22 protein-coding genes, 1 tRNA gene and 1 pseudogene are annotated in these 25,217 nt (G+C 73.8%); 16 read left to right on the top strand and 8 right to left on the bottom strand.

Going from position 1 to position 25,217, the window contains the following annotated elements; genetic code table 11:
* Nucleotides 1–25: 25 nt before the first annotated feature.
* Nucleotides 26–748 (bottom strand): VOC family protein, encoded by a 723-nt coding sequence (locus tag OG774_RS05155; protein WP_328307307.1) that lies wholly within the window; start codon nucleotides 746–748, stop codon nucleotides 26–28.
* Between the two features lie 26 nt (nucleotides 749–774).
* On the opposite strand from OG774_RS05155, the pseudogene OG774_RS05150 reads away from it, so the two are divergent.
* A pseudogene (locus tag OG774_RS05150) lies at nucleotides 775–1,053 on the top strand (hemerythrin domain-containing protein); the annotation flags it as partial.
* A 274-nt stretch (nucleotides 1,054–1,327) separates the two neighbouring features.
* On the opposite strand, the gene OG774_RS05145 reads toward OG774_RS05150, so the two are convergent.
* Nucleotides 1,328–1,411 (bottom strand) — tRNA-Leu (locus OG774_RS05145).
* Between the two features lie 64 nt (nucleotides 1,412–1,475).
* Between OG774_RS05145 and OG774_RS05140 the strand changes: the two genes are divergently transcribed.
* The 3 genes from OG774_RS05140 to OG774_RS05130 are packed head-to-tail and all read left to right on the top strand — an operon-like array spanning nucleotide 1,476 to nucleotide 4,506.
* A complete protein-coding gene (locus OG774_RS05140; RefSeq protein ID WP_328307305.1) occupies nucleotides 1,476–2,792 on the top strand; it encodes a M20/M25/M40 family metallo-hydrolase in 1,317 nt (438 codons plus the stop codon).
* The gene (locus OG774_RS05135; RefSeq protein WP_328307303.1) at nucleotides 2,786–3,556 is read left to right on the top strand and encodes an SDR family oxidoreductase; all 771 of its coding nucleotides are present in this window, start codon (nucleotides 2,786–2,788) and stop codon (nucleotides 3,554–3,556) included. Before OG774_RS05140 ends, OG774_RS05135 begins: the two co-directional genes overlap by 7 nt.
* Nucleotides 3,557–3,558: 2 nt before the next feature.
* Nucleotides 3,559–4,506 (top strand): NADPH:quinone oxidoreductase family protein, encoded by a 948-nt coding sequence (locus OG774_RS05130; RefSeq protein ID WP_328307301.1) that lies wholly within the window; start codon nucleotides 3,559–3,561, stop codon nucleotides 4,504–4,506.
* 73 nt (nucleotides 4,507–4,579) lie between these two features.
* Here the strand turns inward: OG774_RS05130 and OG774_RS05125 are convergent, their stop codons facing one another.
* Nucleotides 4,580–4,822, bottom strand: a complete 243-nt coding sequence (locus OG774_RS05125; RefSeq protein ID WP_274190422.1) for a DUF5703 family protein — start codon at nucleotides 4,820–4,822, stop codon at nucleotides 4,580–4,582.
* A gap of 91 nt (nucleotides 4,823–4,913) precedes the next feature.
* Nucleotides 4,914–5,903 carry an aldo/keto reductase gene (locus OG774_RS05120; protein WP_328307299.1) on the bottom strand — a complete coding sequence of 330 codons (990 nt, stop codon included), beginning with the start codon at nucleotides 5,901–5,903 and terminating at the stop codon, nucleotides 4,914–4,916.
* Nucleotides 5,904–6,012: 109 nt separating this feature from the next.
* On the opposite strand from OG774_RS05120, the gene OG774_RS05115 reads away from it, so the two are divergent.
* The 6 genes from OG774_RS05115 to OG774_RS05090 all read left to right on the top strand — a co-directional run bounded on the left by OG774_RS05115 (nucleotide 6,013) and on the right by OG774_RS05090 (nucleotide 10,540).
* Nucleotides 6,013–6,861 carry an undecaprenyl-diphosphate phosphatase gene (locus tag OG774_RS05115; RefSeq protein WP_328310792.1) on the top strand — a complete coding sequence of 283 codons (849 nt, stop codon included), beginning with the start codon at nucleotides 6,013–6,015 and terminating at the stop codon, nucleotides 6,859–6,861.
* A 25-nt stretch (nucleotides 6,862–6,886) separates the two neighbouring features.
* Nucleotides 6,887–7,639, top strand: coding sequence for a histidine phosphatase family protein (locus tag OG774_RS05110; protein ID WP_328307297.1), 753 nt, complete (start codon nucleotides 6,887–6,889; stop codon nucleotides 7,637–7,639).
* 73 nt (nucleotides 7,640–7,712) lie between these two features.
* Nucleotides 7,713–8,282: a DUF3090 domain-containing protein gene (locus tag OG774_RS05105; protein WP_274194821.1), complete on the top strand. Its 570-nt coding sequence runs from the start codon at nucleotides 7,713–7,715 to the stop codon at nucleotides 8,280–8,282.
* 70 nt (nucleotides 8,283–8,352) lie between these two features.
* Complete coding sequence (locus OG774_RS05100) at nucleotides 8,353–9,111, top strand: SCO1664 family protein (RefSeq protein ID WP_328310790.1); 759 nt, start codon at nucleotides 8,353–8,355, stop codon at nucleotides 9,109–9,111.
* Nucleotides 9,096–9,245, top strand: coding sequence for a hypothetical protein (locus tag OG774_RS05095; RefSeq protein WP_328307293.1), 150 nt, complete (start codon nucleotides 9,096–9,098; stop codon nucleotides 9,243–9,245). Before OG774_RS05100 ends, OG774_RS05095 begins: the two co-directional genes overlap by 16 nt.
* Nucleotides 9,242–10,540 (top strand): MFS transporter, encoded by a 1,299-nt coding sequence (locus OG774_RS05090; protein WP_328307291.1) that lies wholly within the window; start codon nucleotides 9,242–9,244, stop codon nucleotides 10,538–10,540. Before OG774_RS05095 ends, OG774_RS05090 begins: the two co-directional genes overlap by 4 nt.
* On the opposite strand, the gene OG774_RS05085 is transcribed toward OG774_RS05090, so the two are convergent.
* Nucleotides 10,486–11,298 carry an enoyl-CoA hydratase/isomerase family protein gene (locus OG774_RS05085; RefSeq protein ID WP_328307289.1) on the bottom strand — a complete coding sequence of 271 codons (813 nt, stop codon included), beginning with the start codon at nucleotides 11,296–11,298 and terminating at the stop codon, nucleotides 10,486–10,488. The genes OG774_RS05090 and OG774_RS05085 overlap by 55 nt on opposite strands.
* A 28-nt stretch (nucleotides 11,299–11,326) precedes the next feature.
* Complete coding sequence (locus OG774_RS05080; protein ID WP_328307287.1) at nucleotides 11,327–12,088, bottom strand: SDR family NAD(P)-dependent oxidoreductase; 762 nt, start codon at nucleotides 12,086–12,088, stop codon at nucleotides 11,327–11,329.
* Between the two features lie 325 nt (nucleotides 12,089–12,413).
* Between OG774_RS05080 and OG774_RS05075 the strand changes: the two genes are divergently transcribed.
* From OG774_RS05075 to eccB, 5 genes are all read left to right on the top strand, one after another.
* Nucleotides 12,414–13,871: an ATP-binding protein gene (locus tag OG774_RS05075; RefSeq protein ID WP_328307285.1), complete on the top strand. Its 1,458-nt coding sequence runs from the start codon at nucleotides 12,414–12,416 to the stop codon at nucleotides 13,869–13,871.
* Nucleotides 13,861–15,849, top strand: a complete 1,989-nt coding sequence (locus OG774_RS05070) for a VWA domain-containing protein (RefSeq protein ID WP_328307283.1) — start codon at nucleotides 13,861–13,863, stop codon at nucleotides 15,847–15,849. The genes OG774_RS05075 and OG774_RS05070 overlap by 11 nt, the downstream gene beginning before the upstream one ends.
* A gap of 318 nt (nucleotides 15,850–16,167) precedes the next feature.
* Nucleotides 16,168–17,418, top strand: a complete 1,251-nt coding sequence (gene mshC, locus OG774_RS05065; protein ID WP_328307281.1) for a cysteine--1-D-myo-inosityl 2-amino-2-deoxy-alpha-D-glucopyranoside ligase — start codon at nucleotides 16,168–16,170, stop codon at nucleotides 17,416–17,418.
* Between the two features lie 18 nt (nucleotides 17,419–17,436).
* Nucleotides 17,437–17,793 carry a DUF2237 family protein gene (locus tag OG774_RS05060; RefSeq protein WP_328307279.1) on the top strand — a complete coding sequence of 119 codons (357 nt, stop codon included), beginning with the start codon at nucleotides 17,437–17,439 and terminating at the stop codon, nucleotides 17,791–17,793.
* Nucleotides 17,794–17,844: 51 nt separating this feature from the next.
* The gene (gene eccB / locus OG774_RS05055) at nucleotides 17,845–19,263 is read left to right on the top strand and encodes a type VII secretion protein EccB (protein ID WP_328307277.1); all 1,419 of its coding nucleotides are present in this window, start codon (nucleotides 17,845–17,847) and stop codon (nucleotides 19,261–19,263) included.
* Nucleotides 19,264–19,410: 147 nt separating this feature from the next.
* Here the strand turns inward: eccB and OG774_RS05050 are convergent, their stop codons facing one another.
* On the bottom strand, nucleotides 19,411–20,541 hold the full coding sequence (locus tag OG774_RS05050) for an MFS transporter (protein WP_328307275.1): 1,131 nt from the start codon (nucleotides 20,539–20,541) through the stop codon (nucleotides 19,411–19,413).
* Entirely contained in the window at nucleotides 20,538–21,407 is an 870-nt protein-coding gene (locus OG774_RS05045) for a PAC2 family protein (RefSeq protein WP_274195278.1), read from the bottom strand. Before OG774_RS05045 ends, OG774_RS05050 begins: the two co-directional genes overlap by 4 nt.
* 197 nt (nucleotides 21,408–21,604) lie before the next feature.
* On the opposite strand from OG774_RS05045, the gene metH reads away from it, so the two are divergent.
* Complete coding sequence (gene metH, locus OG774_RS05040; RefSeq protein ID WP_328307273.1) at nucleotides 21,605–25,168, top strand: methionine synthase; 3,564 nt, start codon at nucleotides 21,605–21,607, stop codon at nucleotides 25,166–25,168.
* The last annotated feature ends 49 nt before the right edge of the window (nucleotides 25,169–25,217 follow it).

The following is a 25,217-nucleotide window of genomic DNA, read 5'->3' as shown; positions in this document are numbered from 1 at the left end:
CAGGACCGCCCGGACGGTCGACGACTCAGCCGACCTCGATCACACCGAAGTGCGCGCCCGCGGGGTCGGCCAGGGTGGCGTGACGCCCGCGCGGACCCGGCGCCACCGGCGTCACGACCTCGCCGCCGGCGCCGCGGGCGGCCTCGACCGCGGCGTCGACGTCGGTCGCCGCGAAGAACGGGAGCCAGTGGGGCAGCGCATCGCCCGCGATCCCGATCCCGGCCACGGGCCGGTCGCCGGTGCTCGCCACGAGGTGACCCACGTCGGCGCCGTCGGTGAAGCCCCACCCGAGCAGCTCCCGGTAGAAGGTCCGCGTGGTGCCCGGCTCCGCCGAGGCCGCCTCGGCCCAGCACAGCCGGCCGGGCGACGGCGCCGGGACGTCGTCGTCGGACTCCCACAGGCCCACCACGGCGGCGCCGGCGTCGATCGCGACGAGCAGGCGCCCGCCGGCGTCGTCGTCCTCGGGCCCGTGGAGCACCTCGCCGCCGAGCTCCTCGAGGTGCTCCGCAGCGGCGTCGACGTCGTCGACGGCCAGGTAGAGGGTCCAGGCGGGCGGCGTCGTGGCGCCGGGAGAGCCGAGCGCGGCCACGGGCCGGCCGTCGGCGAGCGCCGAGGTCCGGTGGTGCGGCGCCACGCCGTGTCCGGTGTACGTCCAACCGAGCACGGCGGCGTAGAAGGCCCGGGCGGCGTCCGGCTCCCCGACGTCGAGCTCGGCCCAGCACGGTGCGCCCGGCGGCCTGTCCGTCATCCGCGTCCCTTCGTCGGCGTGCCGACATGTCCCGCGCAGCGTGCGGGCAACCCTGCGGCTCGTCCAGCACGGGGCGCTCCACCACGCAGGAGGCCACCATGGCTGACCAGCGCACCGACCTCGACGTCGTCGACGAGCTCACCACCGACCACCGGGAGGCGCTCGACATCCTCGACCGCCTGCGGACGACGACGGACCCCGAGGAGCGTCGCGACCTCGCCGACACGGTCATCGGCGAACTCGTGCGGCACTCGGTGGCGGAGGAGATGTACGTCTACCCCGCCATGCGCGAGCACCTGCCGGACGGCCGGGAGGTCACCGAGCACGACGCCGAGGACGAGCAGTTCCCCCGTCTGCGCGAGCAGTTGCCGCGGGAGACGCTCGTCGATCTGCGCGAGAAAGTGGACCGGGCCAAGAAGCTGGCGCCGACGCGGCCGCACCCCGAACGCCGAGCTCTTTTACAAGCTGGCCGGGCCCGGGGTGGGGATGGTCGACCGGATGCGCGACAAGCTCGCCGGACGGTCGCGGAGCTGAACGCTCACCCGCCTGGCCCTCACCGGGCCCTCGACGTCCACAGGGTGTCCGAGGGGGGACTTGAACCCCCACGCCCTACTAGGGCACTAGCACCTCAAGCTAGCGCGTCTGCCATTCCGCCACTCGGACTTGCGAGAAATGAGCGTAGACGACGCCGCGCAGCCCGATCACGGTGGGTGGCAGGATGCGGCGCATGGGTCGTGCCGAGGACGAGGTCGTGTCGCTGACCAGCGAGCTCATCCAGATCGACAGCCAGAACACCGGAGAGCTCGCGACGACCACGGGCGAGGCCGAGGCCGCCGCCTACGTGGACGCGAAGTTGCGCGAGGTGGGGTACGAGACCGAGGTGATCGAGTCCGGGGCTCCCGGGCGACACAACGTGTTCGCGCGGCTGAAGGGCGCCGATCCCGAGCGCCCCGCGCTGCTCGTGCACGGGCACCTCGACGTCGTGCCCTTCGACGAGAGCGAGTGGTCGGTCCACCCCCTGTCCGGCTCGGTCCAGGACGGCTACGTCTGGGGCCGGGGCGCGGTGGACATGAAGGACATGGACGCGATGATCCTGGCGCTCGCGCGTCAGTTCGCCGCCGAGGGCACCGTCCCCCCGCGCGACCTCGTGTTCGCCTTCCTCGCCGACGAGGAGGCCGGTGGCGCCTACGGCTCGCACTGGCTCGCCGAGAACCGTCCCGATCTGTTCGAGGGCTGCACCGAGGCGCTCGGCGAGGTCGGCGGCTTCTCGCTGACCCTCGGTGAGGACGTCCGCGTCTACCCCGTGATGACCGCGGAGAAGTCGATCGCCTGGATGCGGCTGCGCGTGCGCTCCCGGCCGGGGCACGGGTCGATGGTCCACGACGAGAACGCCGTGACGATCCTCGCCGAGGCCGTCGCCCGGCTGGGCCGCCACCGCTTCCCGCTGGTGCTCACCGAGTCGGTGCAGGGCTTCTTCGACGAGATCACGGCGCTCACGGGGATCGAGTTCCCGACCGACTCCGCGGCCGCCCTCGACGGTGCGGTGGCGAAGCTCGGCGGGGTCGCCCGCGTCGTCGGCGCGACCACCCGCGACACCGCGAACCCGACGATGCTCTCGGCGGGCTACAAGGCGAACGTCATCCCGTCGGTCGCCGAGGCCACCATCGACTGCCGCGTGCTGCCGGGGCGCCAGGAGGCCTTCGAGCGCGAGCTCGACGAGATCCTCGGCCCCGACGTCGAGCGCGAGTGGATCCGCAACCTGCAGGCCGTCGAGACGAGCTTCGACGGCGAGCTCGTCGACGTCATGACGCAGGCGGTGCAGGAGGAGGACCCGCAGGCCCACACGCTGCCCTACATGATGTCCGGCGGCACCGACGCCAAGGCGTTCGAGAAGCTCGGGATGCGCTGCTTCGGGTTCGCGCCGCTGCGGCTGCCCCCGGACCTCGACTTCACCGCGCTCTTCCACGGCATCGACGAGCGCGTGCCGGTCGACGCCCTGCAGTTCGGGACGCGGGTGCTCGAGAAGATCCTGCGCCGGTGCTGAGCGACGGAGCCCCTGTCGCTCTCGTCACCGGAGGAGGCGCCGGGATCGGGGCCGCGGTGTGCGCCCGGCTCGCCGCGGAGAGCCACCGGGTGGCCGTGGTCGACCGCGACGCCGAGGCCGCGACGCGGGTGGCGGCGGAGTGCTCGGGGCTCGCCGTGGCCTGCGACGTCACGTCGGACACGGCCATGGGGGCCGCGGTCGACGAGGTGGAGACCTGGGGCGGGCGCCTCGACCTCGTCGTGCTCAACGCCGGATCGGTGGGCGGCCAGTCGGGGATCGACGCCCTCGACGTCGCCGCCTACCGCCGGGTGATGGGCGTCAACGTCGACCACGTCGTGTTCGGGCTCAACGCCGCGCTCCCGGCGCTGCGGCGCGCGGGCGGCGGCACCGTGATCGCGACGTCCTCGCTCGCGGGCCTCGTCGGCATGCCGGGCGACGCGATCTACACCTTGTCCAAGCACGCCGTCGTCGGCTACGTGCGGTCCGCGGCGGCGAGCCTGGCCGGCGAGCCGATCCGGGTGATGGCGGTCTGCCCCGGCTTCACCGACACCGCGCTGATCGCGGACGTCCGCGACCGGTTCGGCGCGTTCCCGCTGCTCGGCGCGTCCGACGTCGCCGACGCCGTGTCGTCGATGGTGGAGAAGGGTGAATCGGGGGAGTGCTGGTTCGTCCAGCCCGGTCGCGAGCCGGCGCCCTTCCGGTTCCGCGGCGTCCCGGGCCCGGCCGACGCCGGCGCCCCGCCGCCGCTGCACGGGGACGGCTGAGCGTGCGCGCCTGGCGGGTGCCGCGGTACGGGCCGTTCGACGAGGTGCTCGAGATCGCCGACGTCCCGAGCCCCTCGGCGGGGGACGGGACGCGCGTGCGGGTGGCGGCCGCGGCCCTGAACTTCGCCGACATCCTCTACACCGCCGGCGAGTACCAGGAGCGCGTGCCGCCCCCGTTCACCCCCGGCCTCGAGGTGGCGGGCGTGACCGACGACGGCCGGCGGGTGTTCGGTCCCGTGACGATGCCGCACGGCGGCTTCGCGGAGGAGGCGGTGCTGCGCACCACCTGGCCGTGGCCCGAGGGGATGAGCGCGGCCCAGGCCGCCGGCTTCTTCGTGGCGTACCAGACCGGCTGGTGCGCGCTGCACCACCGCACGACGCTGGACGCGGGCGAGACGCTGCTCGTCCTGGCCGCCGCGGGCGGTGTGGGGGCGGCCGCGGTGCAGCTCGGTCGCGCCGCCGGGGCCCGGGTGATCGCGCAGGTGGGCGACGAGGCCAAGGCGGCGGTGGTGCGGGCGCTGGGGGCGGACGAGGTGGTCGTCGGTCACGACGACCTGGTCACCGCCGTACGCGACCTCACCGACGGCCGCGGCGTCGACGTCGTCTACGACCCGGTGGGCGGCGACCTGTTCGACGCGGCGCGGCGGGTCGTGGCGTTCGAGGGGCGCCTGCTGGTGATCGGGTTCGCCGGCGGGCGGATCGCCGACGCCCCCACCAACCACGCGCTGGTGAAGAACTACGGCGTGCTCGGCGTGCACTGGGCGGCCTACCAGCAGCGGGCGCCGGAGCTCGTGGCGGCCTGGCAGCGGGAGATCGAGGCGCTCTGGGACCGGCGGGCGATCGACCCGCTCGTCGGCGCCGAGTACGCGTTCGAGGACCTGCCGGCGGCGTTCACGGAGCTCCAGGCGCGCCGGACCACCGGGCGGGTGGTGCTCCTACCGCCTCGCTGACGAAGCGGAATTCCGCGCACCCAGTGCCAGCGAGGCCGCAGGGCTTGCACTGGGTGCCAGGAAAGCCGCTACGTCAGGTCGCGAGGCCGGCCTGGAGGGCGCGGGAGACCTTGCGGCGCAGCCAGACCTTCCGTGTCCCGTCGCTGTAGAGCAGCGTGCGGGCGAGCTCCCAGCCCCCGAACTCGGCACGGATGCCGAGCTGCACGGTGGCCGAGATGCGCGTGATGTCCGGGGGGAGGCGGACGGGCTGGTACTCCCAGTCGCCGTCCACCACGGGCGCCCCGATGAGCGCACCCTCATCACCAGCATCGTTCACGAGCTGATCACCTCCGGGACACGTGACGGAGCGACATCCCACCGTACGCACCGGATCGCGCTCCGCGCACGTGCCGCGAGGCCGGTCCGGATCACTCCCAGGGTGGGGTGTCCGGCTCGTCGGTCTCGTCGTCCGGGGCGGCCGGGGAGCTGACGTCGTCGAGGGCGCCGCGGATGGCCGGGGGCAGCACGAGGTCCTCGGCGGCCAGCGAGCCCAGCAGCTGGGCCCCGTCCCGCGCACCGACCACCGGGGCTACGACCCCGGGCCGGTCGCGCACCCACGCCAGCGCGACGGCCAGCGGCGAGGTGCCCAGCCCGTGTGCCGCGGTGACGACGGCCTGCACGATGCGGGCGGTGCGCTCGGTGCGGTGCCGCCCGACGTAGCCCGCCAGGTGCTCCGACGCGCCGCGGGAGTCGGCGGGGACGCCCTCGCGGTACTTGCCGGTGAGCACCCCGCGGCCCAGCGGAGCCCAGGGCAGCAGCCCCAGCCCGTGGTGGCCGGCGGCCGGCAGCACCTCGTCCTCGACCGTCCGTTCCAGCAGCGAGTACTCCGACTGCACCGACACCAGCGGCAGCGACGTCAGGGCCTGGCGGGTCGCGGCCGAGGCGACCTGCCAGCCCGCGTAGTTCGCGATCCCGGCGTAGCGGGCGCGTCCCGTGGTCAGCGCCACGTCGACGGCCGCGAGGGTCTCCTCGAGCGGCACGTCGTCGTCCCACCCGTGGAGCTGCCAGAGGTCGACGTAGTCGGTGTTCAGGCGGTCCAGCGAGTCGTCGAGCGCCGTCAGCAGCGCGCCCCGCGAGGCGCCGCCGCCGAACGGGCCGTCCTCGCGCCGGGCCCCGGCCTTGGTGGCCACGACGACCTCGCCCCGGGGGATGACGTCGTCGAACAGACCGCCCAGGATCCGCTCGGCCTCGCCGCCCGCGTAGACGTCCGCGGTGTCGACCAGGGTGCCGCCCGCGTCGAGGAACGCGAGCAGCGACGCGCCCGCCTCGTCGGCGTCGGTGTCCCGGCCCCAGCTCATCGTGCCGAGCGCCAGGCGCGAGACCCGCAGCCCGCTCGTGCCCAGCCGTCGCTGTTCCACGGTCGGCCAGCTTACGAAGGCGTCACGACCACCTCCGAGGGGCCCGAGGGGGAGGCGGGAACGGGGTGACCGTGGGCTACCGTCCGTGCCCGTGCAGGTGGGTGCCCCCATGGGCTGGCTCGAGGCCGTGGTCCTCGGGATCGTGCAGGGACTGACGGAGTTCCTGCCGGTCTCGTCGTCCGCGCACCTGCGCATCACCTCGGCGTTCTTCTTCGGCAACGACGCCGGCGCGGCCTTCACCGCGGTCACCCAGCTGGGCACCGAGACCGCCGTGCTCATTTACTTCTTCGGCGACATCTGGCGCCTGCTCAGGGCCTGGTTCGTGGGCCTCGCGCGCAAGGACGAGCGCGGCTACGACTACAAGCTCGCCTGGTACGTGATCCTCGGGTCGATCCCGATCGGGGTCCTCGGGCTCGCGTTCGAGGACGTGATCAAGGGCCCGGCCCGCAACCTGTACCTCAACGCCACCGTGCTCATCGTGTTCGCGCTCGTCCTCGCCGCCGCCGAGCGCTACTCGCGCCAGCGCCGCGGCCCCGACCAGCTCACGCTGCGCGACGGGATCGTCATGGGCTGCGCGCAGGCGATGGCGCTGATCCCCGGCGTCTCGCGGTCGGGCGGCACGATCACCGCCGGCCTGTTCCTCGGCCTCGAGCGCGCCGTCGCCGTGCGGTTCTCGTTCCTGCTCGCGCTGCCCGCGGTGTTCGCGTCCGGGCTGACGCAGATCCCCGACATCCTCGAGCCGTCCGCCGCCGACGTGCAGGGCAGCCTCGTCGTGGTCCCGAGCATCCCGCAGATGATCGTCGCCACGATCATCGCGTTCGTCCTGGGCTACGCCTCGATCGCCTGGCTGCTGAGGTTCGTCGAGAACCACACGATCTACGTCTTCGTCTGGTACCGGGTGCTGCTCGGGCTGGTGGTCCTGCTCGCCGTGAGCAACGGGGTCGTCCCGGCGACGTAGTCGGACACCCGCGTACGGTCGTGTCGTGACAACGGTGATCCTTCTGCGGCACGGCCGGTCGACGGCCAACGTGTCGGGTGTGCTCGCCGGTCGCAGCACCGGCGTCGGTCTCGACGACCACGGCCGCGCGCAGGCCGAGAAGCTGGTCCACCGGCTCGCCGAGCTGCCCCTGGCGGCCGTGGTGACCTCGCCGTTGCAGCGTTGCCAGGAGACGGTGGCCCCGCTGCTGGCCGCCCGCGGCCTGGAGGCGACGGTCGAGGACGACCTGTCCGAGGTCGACTACGGCGACTGGACGGGGCGCAAGCTCGGCGACCTGGGCAAGGAGGACCTCTGGAAGGTCGTCCAGGCCCATCCGTCCGCCGCGGTGTTCCCCGGCGGGGAGGGCCTCGCCGCGATGCAGGGTCGCGCGGTCGCGGCGATCCGCCGGCAGGCCGCGCGCATCGGCGCCGAGCACGGCGACCGCGCCCTGTGGGTGGCCTGCAGCCACGGTGATGTGATCAAGGCCGCGGTCGCCGACGCGCTCGGTCTGCACCTCGACTCGTTCCAGCGCATCGTCGTCGACCCCTGCTCGGTGAGCGTCATCAGCTACACCCCGACACGGCCCTTCGTCGTGCGGGTCAACGACACCGGCGGCGACCTGTCCGCGCTGGTCCCGAAGCCGGAGAGCGAGGAATCCGATGCGGCCGACGACCCCACCGCGGCCGCCTCGGGGGACCCCCTGTCCGATACCGCCGTGCCCGCGGAGGCCACCGTCGGTGGGTCGACCGGAGTAGCATGAGAGCGCCGTTGACGCCAGGGGATCCGCACCTCCTCCAGCGGCGTCCCTCCGTGAGTCCTACGATCGAGAAGCCATGCCCAGGGTGATCCACGTCTTCCGCCAGCCCGACCGGTTCGTCGCCGGCACCGTCGGGCAGCCCGGCGAACGCTCCTTCTACCTCCAGGCCACCGAACAGGCCCGGCGGGTGAGCGTGCTGCTCGAGAAGCAGCAGGTGTCGGTGCTCTCGGAGCGGATCGGCACCCTCCTCGAGGAGGTCTCCCGGCGTTTCGGCGCGGACGTCCCCGTCACGGTGCCCGAGGACGAGGTCGACACCTCGCCGCTCGAGGTGCCCGTGGAGGAGGAGTTCCGCGTCGGCACCATGGGGCTGGGCTGGGACGCCGAGTCCCGCAACGTCGTCGTCGAGCTGCTCGCGGTCACGGAGGAGGAGGTCGACGAGTCGGTCGTCCTCGACGACACCGACGAGGGCCCCGACGCGCTGCGCGTGTTCCTCTCGCCCGCCGGCGCCCGGGCGTTCGCCACGCGCGCCGAGCGCGTGGTCGGCGCCGGACGGCGCCTGTGCCCGCTGTGCACCCAGCCGCTCGACGCCTCCGGCCACGTGTGCCCCCGGCAGAACGGCTACCGACGCGTCGCCTCCCCCGAGTAGGCGCGTGAACGGGGACACGGGCACGAACGGGTCGTCCTCCGACGACCGGGAGCTGTTGCTCCACGGGCGGATGGAGGTCGAGGGCCGTCTCACGGAGGCCTCCAACACCACGCTGCTGTGCGTCATCGACTTCAACGGCGTCGAGGGACGCTGCGTCTACAAGCCCGTCCGGGGCGAACGCCCGCTGTGGGACTTCCCCGACGGCACGCTCGCCGGGCGCGAGGTGGCGACGTACCTGGTCAGCGAGGCGGCCGGGTTCGGGGTGGTGCCGACGACGGTGCTGCGCGACGGTCCCTTCGGCCCCGGCATGGTCCAGCGCTGGATCGACACCGACGAGGAGCGCGAGCTCGTCGACGTCGTCCCGGCGCGGTCGGTCGGCCAGGGCTGGCGCACCGTGCTGCGCGCCCGCGACGCCGCCGGCGACCCGGCGCTGCTCGTGCACGCCGACGACCCGGCCCTGCGGCGCATGGCGGCGCTCGACGTCGTCGTCAACAACGCCGATCGCAAGGGCGGGCACGTGCTCGCCGGCGTCGACGGCGGCGTCTACGGCGTCGACCACGGCATCTGCCTGCACCGCGAGGAGAAGCTGCGCACGGTGCTCTGGGGCTGGGTGGGCGAGCCGCTCTCCGACGACGTCGTCGACGGCCTGCGCCGCCTGCGCAAGGCCCTGTCCCCGGGCAACACGGCGGGACTCGACGACACCCTGCACGAGCACCTGACGCGCGCCGAGGTCTCCGCCCTGCGCTCACGGCTGTCGAAGCTGCTCGACGCGAACGAGCTGCCCGCGCCGGGAGGACGCTGGCCCCCGATCCCGTGGCCGGCGTTCTGAGCCGGCCGCGCGACGTCCACCACCACCGCCCGTCGAACCTGCTGAGCCCGTGGCAGGCCTTCGAGCTGGTGCGCGCCGGGCGCGACCTCGCGGACCTCTGGGACCTCCCGATCGGCGGGACGCGGGTCCTGTGAGCACCGTGGTCCCCCCGCGCCGGTCCGGGCGGGCTCTCGTGGTGTGGGGCGTCGCGGTCCTCGCGTACGTCGCCGCGGTGCTCGGACGGTCGTCGCTGGCCGCCACCGGCGTCACCGCGGCCGAGCGCTTCGACGTCTCGTCGGGCGTGCTCTCGCTGCTCGCGGTGGTGCAGCTCGCGGTCTACGCCGCGCTGCAGGTGCCTGCCGGGGTGCTCGTAGACCGCGTCGGCCCGCGGCGGGTGATCGCCGGCGGGGCGGTGCTGGTCGCGGTCGGGCAGGTGGTGCTCGCGCTCGCCGCGCCGTTCTGGCTGGCGGTGGTCGGGCGGATGCTCGTCGGGGCCGGGGACGCGGTGACCTTCGTCAGCGTCCTGCGCCTGATCCCCGCCTGGTTCCCCTCCCGGCGGGTGCCGGTCTACAACCAGCTCGCGGGCATCCTCGGCCAGCTCGGGCAGGTGATCTCGGCGATCCCGCTCGCCGCGCTGGTCGTCGGCACGGGCTGGGCGCCCGCGTACCTGGCCGCGGGCGGGACCTCGGTGCTCGTCGCCGTGCTCGTGCTGGTCGTGGTCCGCGACGGCCCGGCGGGGGCGGCTCCCCCCGCGGCGGCGGTCGCGGGCGGGCTGGGGGCGGCGCTGCGCGAGCCCGGGGTGCGGCTGGCGTTCTGGTGCCACCTCGCCGCCCCGTTCCCGGGCAACGTCTTCGGGCTGCTCTGGGGCTTCCCGTTCCTCACCGGCGGCGAGGGCGTCGCGAGCGGGACCGCCCGCGGGCTGCTCGCGCTCTACGTCGGCGCGGGCATCGTCGTCGGCCCGCTGTTCGGGGTGCTGGCCGGGCGCCGGCCGCAGCGCCGCGTCCGGCTGATCGTCGTCTCGGTCCTCGCACAGGCGACCGCGTGGATCGTCGTCCTCGCCTGGCCCGGCCCGGCACCGATGGCCCTGCTCGTCGGGCTCGTCGTCGTGATCGGCGGCGGGGGCCCGGCGTCCCTGGTGGCCTTCGACCTCGCCCGCGCCGCCGTCCCGCCCGCACGGCTCGGGCGGGCCTCCGGGATCGTCAACGTCGGCGGCTTCGTCTCGACCATCGCCGTGGTGCTGTGCGTCGGCCTCGCCCTCGACCTGCAGGGCGCCGGGACCCCGGACGCCTACGACCTCACGGCCTTCCGCGTGGCGATGCTCGTGCAGGTCCCGGTGTGGATCGTCGCGCTGGCGGGGATCGCGCAGTCGGCTCGTTCGGCGGCTCGGTCGGTGCCTCAGTCGGCCGCCGACGGGAAGCGGGGCTCGCGCTTCTCGCGCAGCGCGGTGTAGCCCTCCACGACGTCGGGACCCAGGAACGTGAGCATCTCGTAGGCCGCGGACTGGTCGAAGGTCGGCCCGGCGCTGCGCAGCCAGTTGTTGAGGCTGCGCTTGGTGAGCCGGATCGCCTGCTGGGAGCCGGTGCCCAGGGTGTCGGCGACGCGCAGCGCCTCGTCGAGCACCTGGTCGCGGGGGAGCGCCTTGGCGACCATCCCGAGGCGCTCGGCCTCGGCGCCGGTGACCATCTCGCCGGTCAGCAGGTAGTACCGCGCCTTCGCCATGCCGGCCAGCAGCGGCCAGATGATCGCGGCGTGGTCGCCGGCCGCGACGCCGAGCTTGACGTGCCCGTCGCCGAGCTTGGCGTCCTCGGCGGCGATGGCGATGTCGGCGAGCAGCGCGACGACCACCCCGGCCCCGACCGCGACGCCGTTGATCGCCGAGACGATCGGCTTGTCGCAGTCGATGATGTTGTAGACCAGGTCGGACATCTCGCGGAGCATGTGCTGGACGCGGTCGTAGTCGCCGGCCATCCGCTCGACCATCGCGAGGTCCCCGCCCGCGGAGAACGCCTTCCCGGCGCCGGTGATCACGGCGACGCGTGTCTGCTCGTCGGCACCCACGTCGCGCCAGACCCGGGCCAACTCGCCGTGGAGCCCCTCGTCGGCCGCGTTGTACTTGTCGGGGCGGTCGATGGTGATCAGCAGGACGCCGTGGTCGCGGCGTTCGAACGTCAGCTGCTCGTAGTTCTTGAAGGGGTCGTCGAAGGGCACGCGAACTCCTCGGTGGTCGTGGACGTCGTCAGCTCATCGAGAGTCCGCCGCTGACGGATAGGGTCTGGCCGGTGATGTACGCGGCCTCGTCGGAGGCCAGGAACGCGACGGCGTGGGCGAGGTCGGCGGGCTGCGCGAGCCGGCGCAGCGGGATCGCCTTGATCAGCGCGTCGCGCAGCTTCGGGTTGTCCTCGGTGACCGACGCGAACAGCGCGGTGTCGGTCGGGCCGGGGCACACGCAGTTGACGGCGACCTGGTGGCGAGCCATCTCGCGCGCGGTGGTCTTGGTGAACGCGATGATCCCGCCCTTGGCCGCCGAGTACACCGCCTCGCCCGACGAGCCGACCCGGCCGGCGTCGGAGGCAAGGTTGACCACCCGCCCGCCGCCCTGCTCCACCATGATCGGGAGCACGGCGTGCGAGGTGTGCAGGACGCCGTAGAGGTTGATCCCGATGATCCTGTCCCAGTCGGCGGGGTCGGAGTCGACGAACGGACCGACCTTGTCGTAGCCCGCGTTGTTGACCAGCACGTCGATGCGGCCGAAGCGGTCGCGGACGGTGGCGACCATCGCGTCGACGGACTCCCGCGACGCGACGTCGCACGTCAGGCCGAGCGCGTCGCCGCCCGGGGCCCCGTCGCCGAGTGTGGCTGCGGTGTCGTTCGCCGTGGCCTCGTCGACGTCCGTGGCCACCACGGTGGCGCCCTCGGCGGCGAGCTTCTCGGCGATCCCGCGGCCGATGCCGCGCCCGGCTCCGGTCACGATCGCGATCTTCCCGTCCATCCTGCCCATGGGTGGCCTCTCCTCGCTCGCGTGACGGCGGCACGGAGCGAAGCGGACGCGCCCTGTCGCGCGCAAGCAGGGTCCTCGAGCCGGCGAAGACCCCGCGGCGGCCGTCGCCGTCGACGCGGCCGCCAGCACGCGGTTCAGCGCCGAGGACTCGGGCGCGTCCCCCGCGGATCGCCGTCTCCCGGGGGAGACCCCTGTGGTGGTCGAGAGTGCCGCTCGAGTCACCGGGCGTCACGGGACACCTTCGGGGGATCCGGACACCCGGGCCGCCTGCGGACGATCTCCGCTCACGGGAGCCGGATCGCCGTCGCGGACGTAGCGTGGAGGGGTGAGCACCCCTTCCGCTCCTGCAGATCTCCCCACCACCGCCGGTGAGCTCGCGCGCAGCGGCCACCCGGCGGCCACGCCCAAGAGCGTCCGTACCGAACTGCGTGACAACCTCCTCGCCCGGCTGCGCGCCGGCGCGGACCCGTGGCCGGGGATCGTCGGGTTCGACCGCACCGTGCTCCCGCAGTTCGAGCGCGCGGTGCTCGCCGGGCACGATGTGGTGCTGCTCGGCGAGCGCGGGCAGGGCAAGACGCGCCTGCTGCGCAGCCTCGTGGCCCTGCTCGACGAGTGGACGCCGGTGATCGCCGGCTCCGAGATCGGTGAGCACCCTGGCGAGCCGATCACGCCGGCGAGCCGTCGCCGCGTCGCCGACGAGGGTGACGACCTGCCGATCACCTGGCGGCACCGCTCCGAGCGCTACGCCGAGAAGCTGGCCACCCCGGACACCTCCGTCGCCGACCTCATCGGCGACGTCGACCCCGTTAAGGTCGCCGAGGGCCGCAGCCTGGGCGACCCCGAGACCATCCACTACGGCCTCGTCCCGCGCGCGCACCGCGGCGTCGTGACGATCAACGAGCTGCCCGACCTCGCCGAGCGCATCCAGGTCGCGCTGCTCAACGTCATGGAGGAGCGCGACATCCAGGTGCGCGGCTACACGCTGCGCCTGCCGCTGGACATCATGCTCGTGGCCAGCGCGAACCCCGAGGACTACACGAACCGCGGGCGGATCATCACCCCGCTCAAGGACCGCTTCGGGGCCGAGGTCCGCACGCACTACCCGCTCGAGATCGCCGGCGAGATCGCGCTCGTGCACCAGGAGGCGCACCTCGTCGCCGACGTGCCCGACCACCTCGTCGAGGTCCTCGCCCGCTTCACCCGCCACCTCCGGGGCTCCGGCGCGATCGACCAGCGCAGCGGCGTGTCCGCGCGGTTCTCGATCGCAGCGGCCGAGACCGTCGCGGCCGCCGCGCTGCGCCGGGCCGCGGTCACCGGCGAGGACGCCGGCGGGGCGAGCGGAGCGACGGGGTATGGGGCCGTGGCGCGTCCCGTCGACCTCGAGGCGGTGCCGCCGGTGCTGCGCGGCAAGCTCGAGTTCGAGTCGGGGGAGGAGGGCCGCGAGGCCGAGCTGCTCACGCACCTGCTGCGCCGCTCGATCTCCGAGACCGCTCGCGCCCGCCTCGCCGGGGTCGACCTGGCCCCACTCGCCGACGGCGTGTCGGCCCTGGAGGGCGACCGGCGGGTCGTCACGGGCGACCGGATCGCCGCCAAGGACGTCGTCGACGCCCTCCCCTCGATCTCTGTCGTCTACACGGTCGCCGAGCGCCTCGGGGCCGCCGGCACGGAGGCCCCCGGGCCCCTGGCCAGCGCCGTCGAGCTCGCCCTCGAGCACCTGTACCTCACCCGCAAGCTGGCGAAGGACGACGACGCCGAGGACGGAACGGTGGCCTATGGCGGCTGACCCGAACCCGAGCGGCGGCCCCGAGGGCGGCCCACGCAGCGGGCGCTACTCCTACGGCCGCTTCTACGACGGGCCGGACCCCCTGGCGCCGCCGTTCGACCTGCGGTCGGCGATGGACGAGCTCGGCCGCGACGTCATGGAGGGCACGTCGCCGCGGCAGGCGATGCGCGAGCTGATGCGCCGCGGGCTGGGCGACCAGCAGGGTCTCGACGACCTCATGCGCCGGCTCAACGAGCGGCGCAGCAAGCTGCAGCGCGAGCACCGTCTCGACGGGACGCTGCAGGAGGTCCGCGAGCTGCTCGAGCGCGCGCTCGAGGCCGAGCGCAACTCCCTGCAGGCCGAGGACTCCGACGACGCCCGGTTCCGCGAGATGCAGCTCGACGCGCTGCCGCCGTCACCCGCGGGGGCCGTGGCCGAGCTCCAGGACTACGACTGGCGCAACGCCGAGGCGCGCGAGGCGTACGAGCAGATCCAGGACCTCTTGGGCCGGGAGGCGCTCGACCAGCGCTTCCAGGGCATGAAGCAGGCGATGGAGAACGCCTCGCCGGAGGACGTCGAGCGGGTCCGCGAGATGATCTCGGACCTGAACGACCTGCTCGAGGCGCACGGGCGCGGCGAGGACACCGCGGAGCAGTTCGGCGAGTTCATGGGCAAGCACGGCGAGTTCTTCCCGGAGAACCCGCAGACCACCGACGAGCTGATCGACCTGCTCGCCGAGAGGGCGGCCGCGGCCCAGCGGATGATGAACTCGCTGTCGGCCGAGCAGCGCGCCGAGCTCGAGGGCCTCATGCAGCAAGCCTTCGGCGACCCGCGGCTGGCCGAGCAGCTCTCCCGGCTCGACCAGCAGCTCCAGGGCATGCGCCCCGGCGAGGACTGGCAGGGCCGCGGCCGCTTCCGCGGCGACGACCCGATGGGCATGGGCGAGGCCACCCGGGCCATGGAGGAGCTGGGGCAGATGGACGCCCTGGCCGAGCAGCTCTCGCAGTCCTACCCGGGCGCGCGGATGGAGGACATCGACCTCGAGGCCCTCGAGGCGACCCTCGGCGAGCAGGCCCGTGTCGACGCCCAACGCCTGGCCGAGCTGCAGCGTGAGCTGGAGGAGCAGGGCGTCTTCCAGCGCGCCGCCGACGGCTCGCTGATGCTCTCGCCGAAGGCGCTGCGCCAGCTCGGGCAGTCGTCACTGCGAGACGTCGTCGGCTCGCTGTCGACCCGTCGCGGCGAGCGGGAGACCCAGCGCTCCGGCGCGGCGGGGGAGGCGACGGGCGCGACACGCCCGTGGTCGTTCGGCGACACCGAACGCTGGGACGTCTCGCGCACGCTGCTGAACGCGGAGATGCGCAAGGCCGGCGGGGACGACCGTGATCTCGACGTCTCCGACGTGGAGATCGTCGAGACCGAGCAGCGCACCCGGGCCGCGGTGGCGCTGTGCGTCGACACCTCGTGGTCGATGGTCGCCGACGGGCGCTGGGTGCCGATGAAGCGCACGGCGCTGGCCCTGCACCACCTGGTGTCCACGCGGTTCCGGGGCGACGCCCTGCAGCTCATCACGTTCGGCCGGCACGCCAAGGAGGTCGAGCTCGGGGAGCTGACCGCGCTGGAGGGCGCCTGGGAGCAGGGCACGAACCTGCACCACGCGCTGCTGCTGGCGGGCCGTCACCTGCGCAAGAACATCGATGCGGCGCCGGTGGTCCTCGTCGTCACCGACGGCGAGCCGACCGCGCACCTCGAGCCGGACGGGCACGCGGCGTTCGACTACCCGCCGAGCCCGGAGACACTGCGCGCGACGCTGAACGAGGTCGACGCGCTGGCGCGCCTGCACGCCGCGATGACCGTGTTCATGCTCGGGGAGGACCCGCGCCTGGAGGCGTTCGTCGACCTCGTCGCCCGGCGTGCGGGCGGGCGGGTCGTCAATCCGGACCTGGACGGTCTCGGGGCCGCGGTCGTGAGCGACTATTTGGCGAGCCGCCGACGACGCTGAGGCAGACGACGCTGAGGCATCGGGCGGCGGCGCGCATCCACCACACGGTGCAACGCCTCGTGTCCGATGACCTTGCCTCGACCACAGGGCGCCACCGGGAGCGAAAGCGGTTACGCTCGATCGTGGCTGGAGTCGATCCCCCCCGCGACTCCTGGCCACCCCGGCCGGGTCCGTCATCCCGTGCAGGGCGGAGTGCTCGCCCACGACGTCCTGCTGACTCGACCCGGCCGGGGTCCACCACGGTGTTCGCACCGCAGGCGCGAGCGGTTCGCCACGAGTCGGGGCGGGCACCGCTCCGACGGGCTTAGGCTCGGGGGCATGCGAGCGTGGTCATCGGTCGACGTCCCGCGGGTGCCCGGCAGCCCGCCCCCGCTGAGGTTGCACGACACGGCGGGTGGGGACATCCGACCCACCACGCCGGGGGCCACCGCCCGGATGTACGTCTGCGGCATCACGCCCTACGACGCGACGCACCTCGGCCACGCGGCGACCTACCTGGCGTTCGACCTGATCCACCGCCTGTGGCTCGACGCGGGCCACGACGTCCACTACGTCCAGAACGTCACCGACATCGACGACCCGCTGCTCGAGCGGGCCGAGCGGGACAAGGACGACTGGGTCGTGCTCGGGATGCGCGAGACGGCGCTGTTCCGCGAGGACATGGCCGCGCTGCGGATCCTCCCGCCGCGCGACTTCATCGGGGCCGTCGAGGCCATGGACGAGATCAGCGAGCTGGTGGGCAAGCTCCTGGCCAGCGGCGCGGCCTACCGCGCCGACGACGCCGAGTTCCCGGACGTCTACCACGACCACACCGCCACCCGGGACTTCGGCTACGTCTCGCGCTACGACGAGGCGCGGATGCGCGAGGTGTTCCCGCAGCGCGGCGGCGACCCCGACCGCCGGGGCAAGCGCGATCCCCTCGACGCGCTGCTGTGGCGCATGGCCCGCGAGGGCGAGCCGTCGTGGACCTCCGACCTCGGTGAGGGACGCCCCGGCTGGCACGTCGAGTGCGCGGCCATCGCCCTGAACCGCCTCGGCGACCAGTACGACGTCCAGGGTGGCGGCTCGGACCTCGCCTTCCCGCACCACGAGTACGGCTCGGCCCACGCCGAGGCCCTCACCGGCGCGCACCCGCTGGCGCGGCACTACTGCCACGCCGGGATGATCGGGCTGGACGGCGAGAAGATGTCGAAGTCCAAGGGCAACCTCGTCTTCGTCTCCCGCCTGCGGGCCGACCGCGTCGACCCCCTGGCCGTGCGCCTGGCCCTGATGAGCGGGCACTGGCGCACCGACCGGTCCTGGACCGCGGACCTGCTCACCGGCGGCCAGGCGCGGCTGCACCGCTGGCGCGACGCGGTCGCGGCCCCGACCGGACCGGACCCCGAGGACACGATCGCCCGGGTGCGCGCGCACCTCGCGGACGACCTCGACACGCCCGGGGCGCTCGCGGCGATCGACGCCTGGGCCGACGAGGTGCTCCTGCGCCGCGGCGGCGAGGGGTGGATCGCCGACGGTCCGACCCGCCTCGCCGACGCCGCCGACGCCCTGCTCGGGGTCACGCTGCGCTGACGCGGGTACCTCCCGCGCATGCCCCGCAACGTCCTCGGCGGCGAGCTCGCCGACTGCAGTCACGACCCCGTCACCGGCTTCTACCGCAACGGCTGTTGCGAGACCGGTCCCGACGACGCGGGCGTGCACACCGTGTGCGCCCGCGTCACCGAGGAGTTCCTGACCTACTCCGCGGAGCGCGGCAACGACCTGACCCGCGCCGACGCCGGCTTCCCGGGGCTGACGCCGGGCGACCGCTGGTGCCTGTGCGCGAGCCGCTGGCAGGAGGCGCTCGAGGGCGGCGTCGCCCCGCCGGTCGTCCTCGAGGCCACCCACGCCCGCACGCTCGAGTGGGTCGACCTCGCCCAGCTGGAGGCGCACCGCGCACGTGAGTGAGTTGGGTCGTTCCGACGACTCGAATCGCTCACATGCGGTACGCATCCTGCTGTGCTCTCCGAGCCGCCCTCCGCGACCCAGGTCCAGGCGCACCGCTTCGCCGTGCGCCGCCTGGAGTCCGCGCTGGTCGGACGCGACCCGACGCCGCGCCACGACCCGGGGCGCCGGCAGAACCGCGCGCTGCTCGTGGGCACGGTGCTCGCGGTGCTGGCGCTCGTGGGGTTCGCCGTGGTCGGGCTCGTGCGCGGCGACGAGGGGTGGCGCGACGAGTCGGTGGTGCGCGGCGAGCCCTCCGGCGCGCTCTACGCCGTGGCGCACGGTCCGGACCGCCTGGTCCCGGCCCTGAACCTCGCGTCCGCGCGCCTGCTCGCCGGGGCCGCCGGCAACGCCGAGGTGGGCGGGCCGCCGGTGCCGGTCCGCGACGACGCCCTCGCCGAGGCGCCCCGCACCGCGCCGGCGGGCATCCCCGGCGCGCCCTCGGTGCTGCCCGACCCGGGCGCTCCCGCCCCCGACGCCTGGGCGATCTGCGACCGCGCGACGCTCGACCCCTCGGTGCCCGACCCCGCTGCCGACCCGGCGGTCACCACCGTGGCGCTCGGCGGGGTCCCGGCGCCCGGGCGTCCGCTCGCGACCGACGAGGCGCTGCTGCTGCGCGGCCCGGACGGCTTCTGGCTCGTCACCGAGGGGCGCCGGGCGCGGATCGACCCGTCCCTGGGGTCCGTGGTCCGCGGTCTCGAGCTCACCGGCGCGCGTCCCCGCAACGCCGGCCCGGCCCTGCTCGGCACGCTGCCCGAGGGTCCGCCGCTCGTCCCCGTGCAGGTCCCCGGCAGCGGGGGAGCGCCCACCGACGCCCGCACCGCCGCGCTCGGCGTGCCCGTCGGCGCTGTCGTGAGCCCCGACGGCGGGCGCTTCTTCCTCGTCGCCGCCACCGGGGTGCAGGAGGTGCCGGCGGTGATCGCCCAGCTCGCCCGCTTCGCCAACCCCGACCCGGCCGCCGACCCCGGGATCGCCGCCGTCCCGGCGGGCCGGCTCGCCGACGTCCCGCGGGTCGGGGTCGTCGACGTGCGCGCCTACCCGTCGGCGACCCCCCGACTGGTCACCTACGACCAGGCCACCACCACCTGCGTGCGCGCCGAGGCCTCCGGCGCCGCCGCCGTCTTCGCCTCGTCCGCGTTCCCCGGGCCGGTCGAGCCCACCCCGCTGGTCGGGCCCCCGCTCGACGGCGCCTGGGTCGCCGGCGGCGGGACCTACGTCGTCCCGGTCGCGCCCGGAGCACCCGCCGACCCCGCCTCTGCCCATCCTGCCGCCGGGGTGCTCGTCGACCCCGGCGGGCGGGTGTTCGCCGTCCCGGACCCCGCGAGCGCCGCCGCCCTGGGTCTCGGCGCGCCCCGCCCGGCCCCCCGCGGGGTGCTCGACCTCCTCCCGCGCGGCCCGACCCTCGACGCCGTCGCCGCGCAGTCGGCGCGCTGACCGTCCGCGAGGGGCACGCTGCGCAGGGTCGACGGGCTCGAGCGGCTGCCGGACGTGCCCCTCGAGGCACACGACGCTTCGAAGACCGAAGCGTCGTGCCGAGGTCGGTCGAGCCCCGGGCGCCGTCGCCACAGCCGGCGCGACGGATCAGCGCCGCGGCACCAGCGCCGCCGCCCCCGCGAGCAGGACGCCCGCGAGACCGAAGGCCGCGACGGGGGAGAGGTGGTACGGCGCGAGGAACACCGCGGGCGCGGCGGCGGCGCCCAGGAAGCGCAGGGCCTGCACCACCGACACCCCGCCGGCGGTGCCCCCGCGCAGGACCAGGGCGTTGACACCGACGAGCACCAGCTGGGCGGCGGCCCCGGCGAGCGCCCACACCGCGGCCACCGCGAACACCGAGGGCAGCAGGCCGATCGCGGTGACGAGCACCGCGGCGGCGAGCGCCCCGAGCCGCACGACGACGCGCGGTCCGAGGCGATCCACGCCGGCCCCGACGAGGCGCGCGGTGAGCAGCCCGGCGACGCCGAAGGCCGTGAGCAGCGCGCCCCGGAGCCCGGCGCCGAGGGCGAAGGCGTCCTCGACGCGCAGGGCGACGAGGAACGACAGCCCGCCCAGCGCGCCCCACGCCAGCCCGGCGACGAGCCCGAGCCGCAGCACCGACGGGCGCCAGGCGTCGCGCAGGCGGGGCCGGTCGCCCGGGTCGGCGGGCGGGTCCGCGGGCAGCCCGGCCACCGCCAGCAGCGCGGCGACCACGGCCACGCCGACGAAGGCGAGACGCCAGTCGACCTCCGCGGCGAGCCCACCGACCAGCGGCGCGAACGTCATCCCGGCCGCCTGCAGGGACCCGTAGACGCCGAGCGAGCGCCCGAGGCGCTCCGGCGGCGTGGCCGCGGCGAGCGAGGCCAGCAGCAGGGGAGTGGTGAACGCATTGGCCGCCCCCTGCAGGGCCCGCGCCCCGAGGAAGAGCCAGCCCGCGCCCGCCACCGCACCGAGAAGCGAGAACACGACGTAGGCGACGTAGGCGACGCGCACGGTGCGGGCCGCGCCCCAGCGCTGGCCGAGCGTCCCCGAGACGAGCATGAGCAGCGCGAACGGCAGCAGGTAGGCGGTCAGCGACGCCGAGGCGGCCGACGGGGACAGTCCGAGGTCGGCGCCGAGCTCGGGCAGCATCGACGCGGTGACCCCGCCACCGAACGGGCCGAGGAAGCCGCCCGCGTAGAGCGCGGCCAGCCGCAGCCGGGCGATCCCGGAGCGTTCTGCCGCCGGAGCGGCGCTCACCGCTCCCAGGGGGCCTTGCCGGGCCCGGGCGGGCCGCCCGCGGTGCCGCCGGGACCGTCGCCGCCGGGGCCGCGCCGGCGCAGGTAGCGCTCGAAGTCGGCCGCGATCTCCTCGCCGGAGGCCTCCTCGAGGTCGGTCTCGGCGTCGCCGGCCTCCTCGAGGGCCTTCACGTACTCGCGGACCTCGTCGTCCTCGTCGGCCATCTCCGAGACCGTGCGCTCCCACTTCTCGGCCTGCTCGGGGAGGCCGCCGAGCGGCACCTCGACGTCGAGGACCTCCTCGACGCGCTGCAGCAGCGCGATCGTGGCCTTCGGCGCGGGCGGCTGCGAGACGTAGTGGGGCACGGCGGCCCAGAACGAGATCGCGGGGATCCCGGCCTGGACGCAGGCGTCCTGGAGGACCCCGACGATCCCGGTGGGGCCCTGGTAGCGCGAGCGCTGCAGCCGGTAGCGGGCGGCCGACGCCTTGTCGAACGACGTGCCGGTGACCGGGACGGGCCGCGTGTGGGGCGTGTCGGCCAGCAGGGCGCCGAGCGTGATCACCGTGCCGACGCCGAGCTCGCGCGCCCGGTCGATGATCTCCGCGCAGAAGGCGCGCCAGCGCATGTTCGGCTCGATGCCGCGCACGAGGATGAGGTCCTGCGCCGATCCCGGGGGACGGCAGCGGGTGAGCCGGGTGGTGGGCCAGTCGATGGCGCGGCTGACCCCGTCGACCATCCGCGCGGTGGGCCGGGACACCTGGAAGTCGTAGTACTCGTCGGGATCGATCGCCGAGAGTTCGGTGGCGTCCCAGTGCAGGGCGAGGTGCTCCACGGCCGTGCTCGCGGCGTCCCCGGCGTCGTTCCAGCCCTCGAACGCCGCCAGCATCACGGGCGCGTCGTCGCTGATGGGGGCCGTTTCCGACGCGTCGTCGGGGTCCTCGAGCTGTTCCGTTCCCTCGGCCTCGTCGCTGGACACGGGCTCGTCGAGGTGGTCGTCGGACTCGGGCACCCGCACAGCCTACGGGTCGTGACGAGGCTCGCAGTGCGTCCGGGACTGCTCGCCGATCACGTTACGATCGTGTGATGACTACTTCGAGTGAGTCTGCATTCCTGTCTGCCCTGCACTCCCGGGTGCTCATCGGAGACGGTGCCATGGGCACCGCACTCCAGGACCAGGATCTCTCGCTCGATGACTTCCAGGACCTCGAGGGCTGCAACGAGATCCTGAACGTCTCGCGTCCCGACGCCGTCCTCAGTGTGCACCAGGGACACCTCGAGGCGGGCGCCGACGTCATCGAGACCAACACCTTCGGCACCAACTGGGCCAACCTCAACGAGTACGACATCGTCGACCGTGTCCGCGAGCTCGCCCGTGAGGGCACGAAGATCGCCCGCCAGGCCGCCGACGAGTACGCCACCACCGACCGTCCGCGCTTCGTGTTCGCGTCCAACGGGCCGGGCACCAAGCTGCCGACGCTGGGCCACGCGCCGTTCGCGCTGCTGCGCGACCACTACAAGGAGTCGGTCCTCGGCGCCCTCGAGGGCGGCGCCGACGCCGTGCTCGTCGAGACCTGCCAGGACCTCCTCCAGGCCAAGTCGGCCATCCTCGGCGCCTACCGCGCGATGGACGAGTACGGCCTGCGGCTCCCGGTCATCTGCCACGTCACCGTCGAGCTCACCGGCACGATGCTGGTCGGCTCCGAGATCACCGCGGCGCTGACGGCCCTCGAGCCCCTCGGCATCGACGGCATCGGCCTGAACTGCGCCACCGGCCCCGCCGAGATGAGCGAGCACCTGCGCGCCCTGAGCCGCCAGAGCCGCATCCCGGTCTCGGTGATGCCCAACGCCGGCCTTCCCGAGCTGGGCGCCAACGGCCCCGAGTACCCCCTGCAGCCCGACGAGCTCGCCGACTACTGCGCCTCGTTCGTCACCGACTACGGGCTCCAGCTCGTCGGTGGCTGCTGCGGCACGACGAACGCGCACATCAAGGCGCTGGCCGAGAAGTGCCGGGACCTCACGCCGGGCACCCGCGACCCGAAGCCGGAGCCCGGCCTCGCGTCGGTGTACCAGGCTGTGCCGTTCCGGCAGGACACCGGCTTCCTCATGATCGGCGAGCGCTCGAACGCCAACGGCTCCAAGGCGTTCCGCGAGGCCATGGTCGAGGACGACTACGAGCAGTGCGTGGAGATCGCGAAGGCGCAGACCCGCGAGGGCGCGCACTTCATGGACCTCTGCATCGACTACGTCGGCCGTGACGGCAACGCCGACATGGACCGCCTGGCCCACGAGGTCTCGACGGCCTCGACGCTGCCGGTGGTGCTCGACTCCACCGAGGCCGACGTGCTGCGCACCGGGCTCGAGCAGCTCGGCGGCCGCAGCGCCATCAACTCGGTGAACTACGAGGACGGCGACGGCCCCGAGTCGCGCTTCATCAAGATCATGACGGTGGCGAAGGAGCACGGCGCCGCCGTGATCGGCCTCTGCATCGACGAGGAGGGGCAGGCCCGCACCGCGGAGTGGAAGACCCGCGTGGCGTTCCGCCTCATCGAGGACCTCACCGAGAACTGGGGAATGCGGGTCGAGGACATCATCATCGACTGCCTGACCTTCCCGATCTCCACCGGCCAGGAGGAGGTCCGCAGGGACGGCATCGAGACGATCAACGCGATCAAGCAGCTCAAGGAGCGCTACCCCGAGGTCCAGACCACCCTCGGCCTCTCGAACATCTCGTTCGGCCTCAACCCGGCCGCGCGGCAGGTCCTCAACTCGGTCTTCCTCCACGAGTGCACCGAGGCCGGCCTCGACTCGGCGATCCTCAACGCCTCGAAGATCCTGCCGATGTCGCAGATCGACGACGCCCAGCGCGACGCCGCGCTCGACCTCGTCTACGACCGGCGCGACGAGTCCCGCGACACCCCGGACCCGCTGCAGCACTTCATGAACCTCTTCGAGGGCGTCTCGGCCTCGTCGGCCAAGGACGCGCGCGCCGAGGAGCTCGCGGCCCTGCCGCTGTTCGAGCGCCTCGAGCGCCGGATCGTCGACGGCGACCGCAACGGCCTGGAGGCCGACCTCGACGCGGGCATGGAGGAGAAGGACCCGCTCGAGATCATCAACGAGACGCTGCTGGCCGGCATGAAGACCGTCGGCGAGCTGTTCGGCGCCGGCAAGATGCAACTGCCGTTCGTGCTGGCCTCGGCCGAGGTCATGAAGGCGTCGGTGGCCCACCTCGAGCAGTTCATGGAGGCCGACGACAACGGCGGCAAGGGCAAGATCCTGCTGGCCACGGTCAAGGGCGACGTCCACGACATCGGCAAGAACCTCGTCGACATCATCCTGAGCAACAACGGCTACGACGTGGTCAACATCGGCATCAAGCAGCCGATCAACGCCATCCTCGAGGCCGCCGAGGAGAACAAGGTCGACGCCATCGGGATGTCCGGGCTGCTGGTGAAGTCCACCGTGGTCATGAAGGACAACCTGCAGGAGATGAACGACCGCGGGGTCGCGCAGAAGTACCCGGTGCTGCTCGGCGGCGCCGCGCTGACCCGCTCGTACGTCGAGAACGACCTCGGCGAGCTCTTCCAGGGCGACGTGCGCTACGCGAAGGACGCCTTCGAGGGCCTGCGCCTGATGGACACCGTGATGAGCGGCGACACCGAGCGCACCGAGGCCGAGGCGGCCAAGATGGCCGAGCGCAAGGAGCGCCGCGAGCGCTCGCAGCGCATCCAGGCGAAAAGGGAGGCGGAGGCTGCAGCCTCCGGGGGCCAGGAGGAGATCCCCGACCACTCCGACGTCGCCCGGCGCATCGAGGTCCCGCAGCCGCCGTTCTGGGGCACCCGCGTGGTCCGCGGCATCCGGCTCAAGGACTTCGCCGGGCTGCTCGACGAGCGCGCCACCTTCTTCGGGCAGTGGGGCCTGCGCGGCTCCAAGGCCAGCGAGGACGGGCCGTCGTACGAGGAGCTGGTGGAGACCGAGGGCCGGCCGCGCATGCGCTACTGGCTCGACCGGCTGCAGTCCGAGGGCATCCTCGCCCACGCCGCCGTGGTCGCCGGCTACTTCCCGGCGATCTCGGAGGGCCAGGACATCATCGTGCTCGCCGAGCCGGACCCGGACGCCAAGGAGGTGCACCGGTTCTCGTTCCCGCGCCAGAAGCGGGACCGCCACCTGTGCCTGGCCGACTTCTTCCGGACCCGCGAGGAGGCCAAGGAGCTCGGCGGCGTCGACGTGCTGCCGATGAACCTGGTGACGATGGGCCAGCCCATCGCCGACTTCGCCAACACGCTGTTCGCGGAGAACTCCTACCGCGACTACCTCGAGGTCCACGGCCTCGGCGTGCAGCTCACCGAGGCGCTCGCCGAGTACTGGCACCGCCGCGTGCGTGAGGAGCTCGGCTTCTCCGACGGCTCGGTCATGGCCGACTCGGACCCCGAGAACGTCGAGGAGTACTTCAAGCTCGGCTACCGCGGGGCCCGGTACTCGCTGGGCTACGGCGCCTGCCCGAACGTCGAGGACCGCGTGAAGATCGTGGATCTCCTCGAGCCGGGCCGCATCGGCGTCGAGCTCTCCGAGGAGGACCAGCTGCACCCCGAGCAGTCCACGGACGCGCTCGTCGTGCACCACCCGGAGGCGAAGTACTTCAACGCCTAGCCTCGCGGCAAGCCGGTTCGACCCCTCGCACTCCTTCGTCGTGCGACGT

It is taken from the genome of Actinomycetospora sp. NBC_00405 (assembly GCF_036044095.1).
GTDB classification, from domain to species: domain Bacteria; phylum Actinomycetota; class Actinomycetes; order Mycobacteriales; family Pseudonocardiaceae; genus Actinomycetospora; species Actinomycetospora callitridis.
The sequence above is the reverse complement of the archived record's forward strand: the minus strand, read 5'-3'. Positions and strand labels throughout refer to the sequence as shown.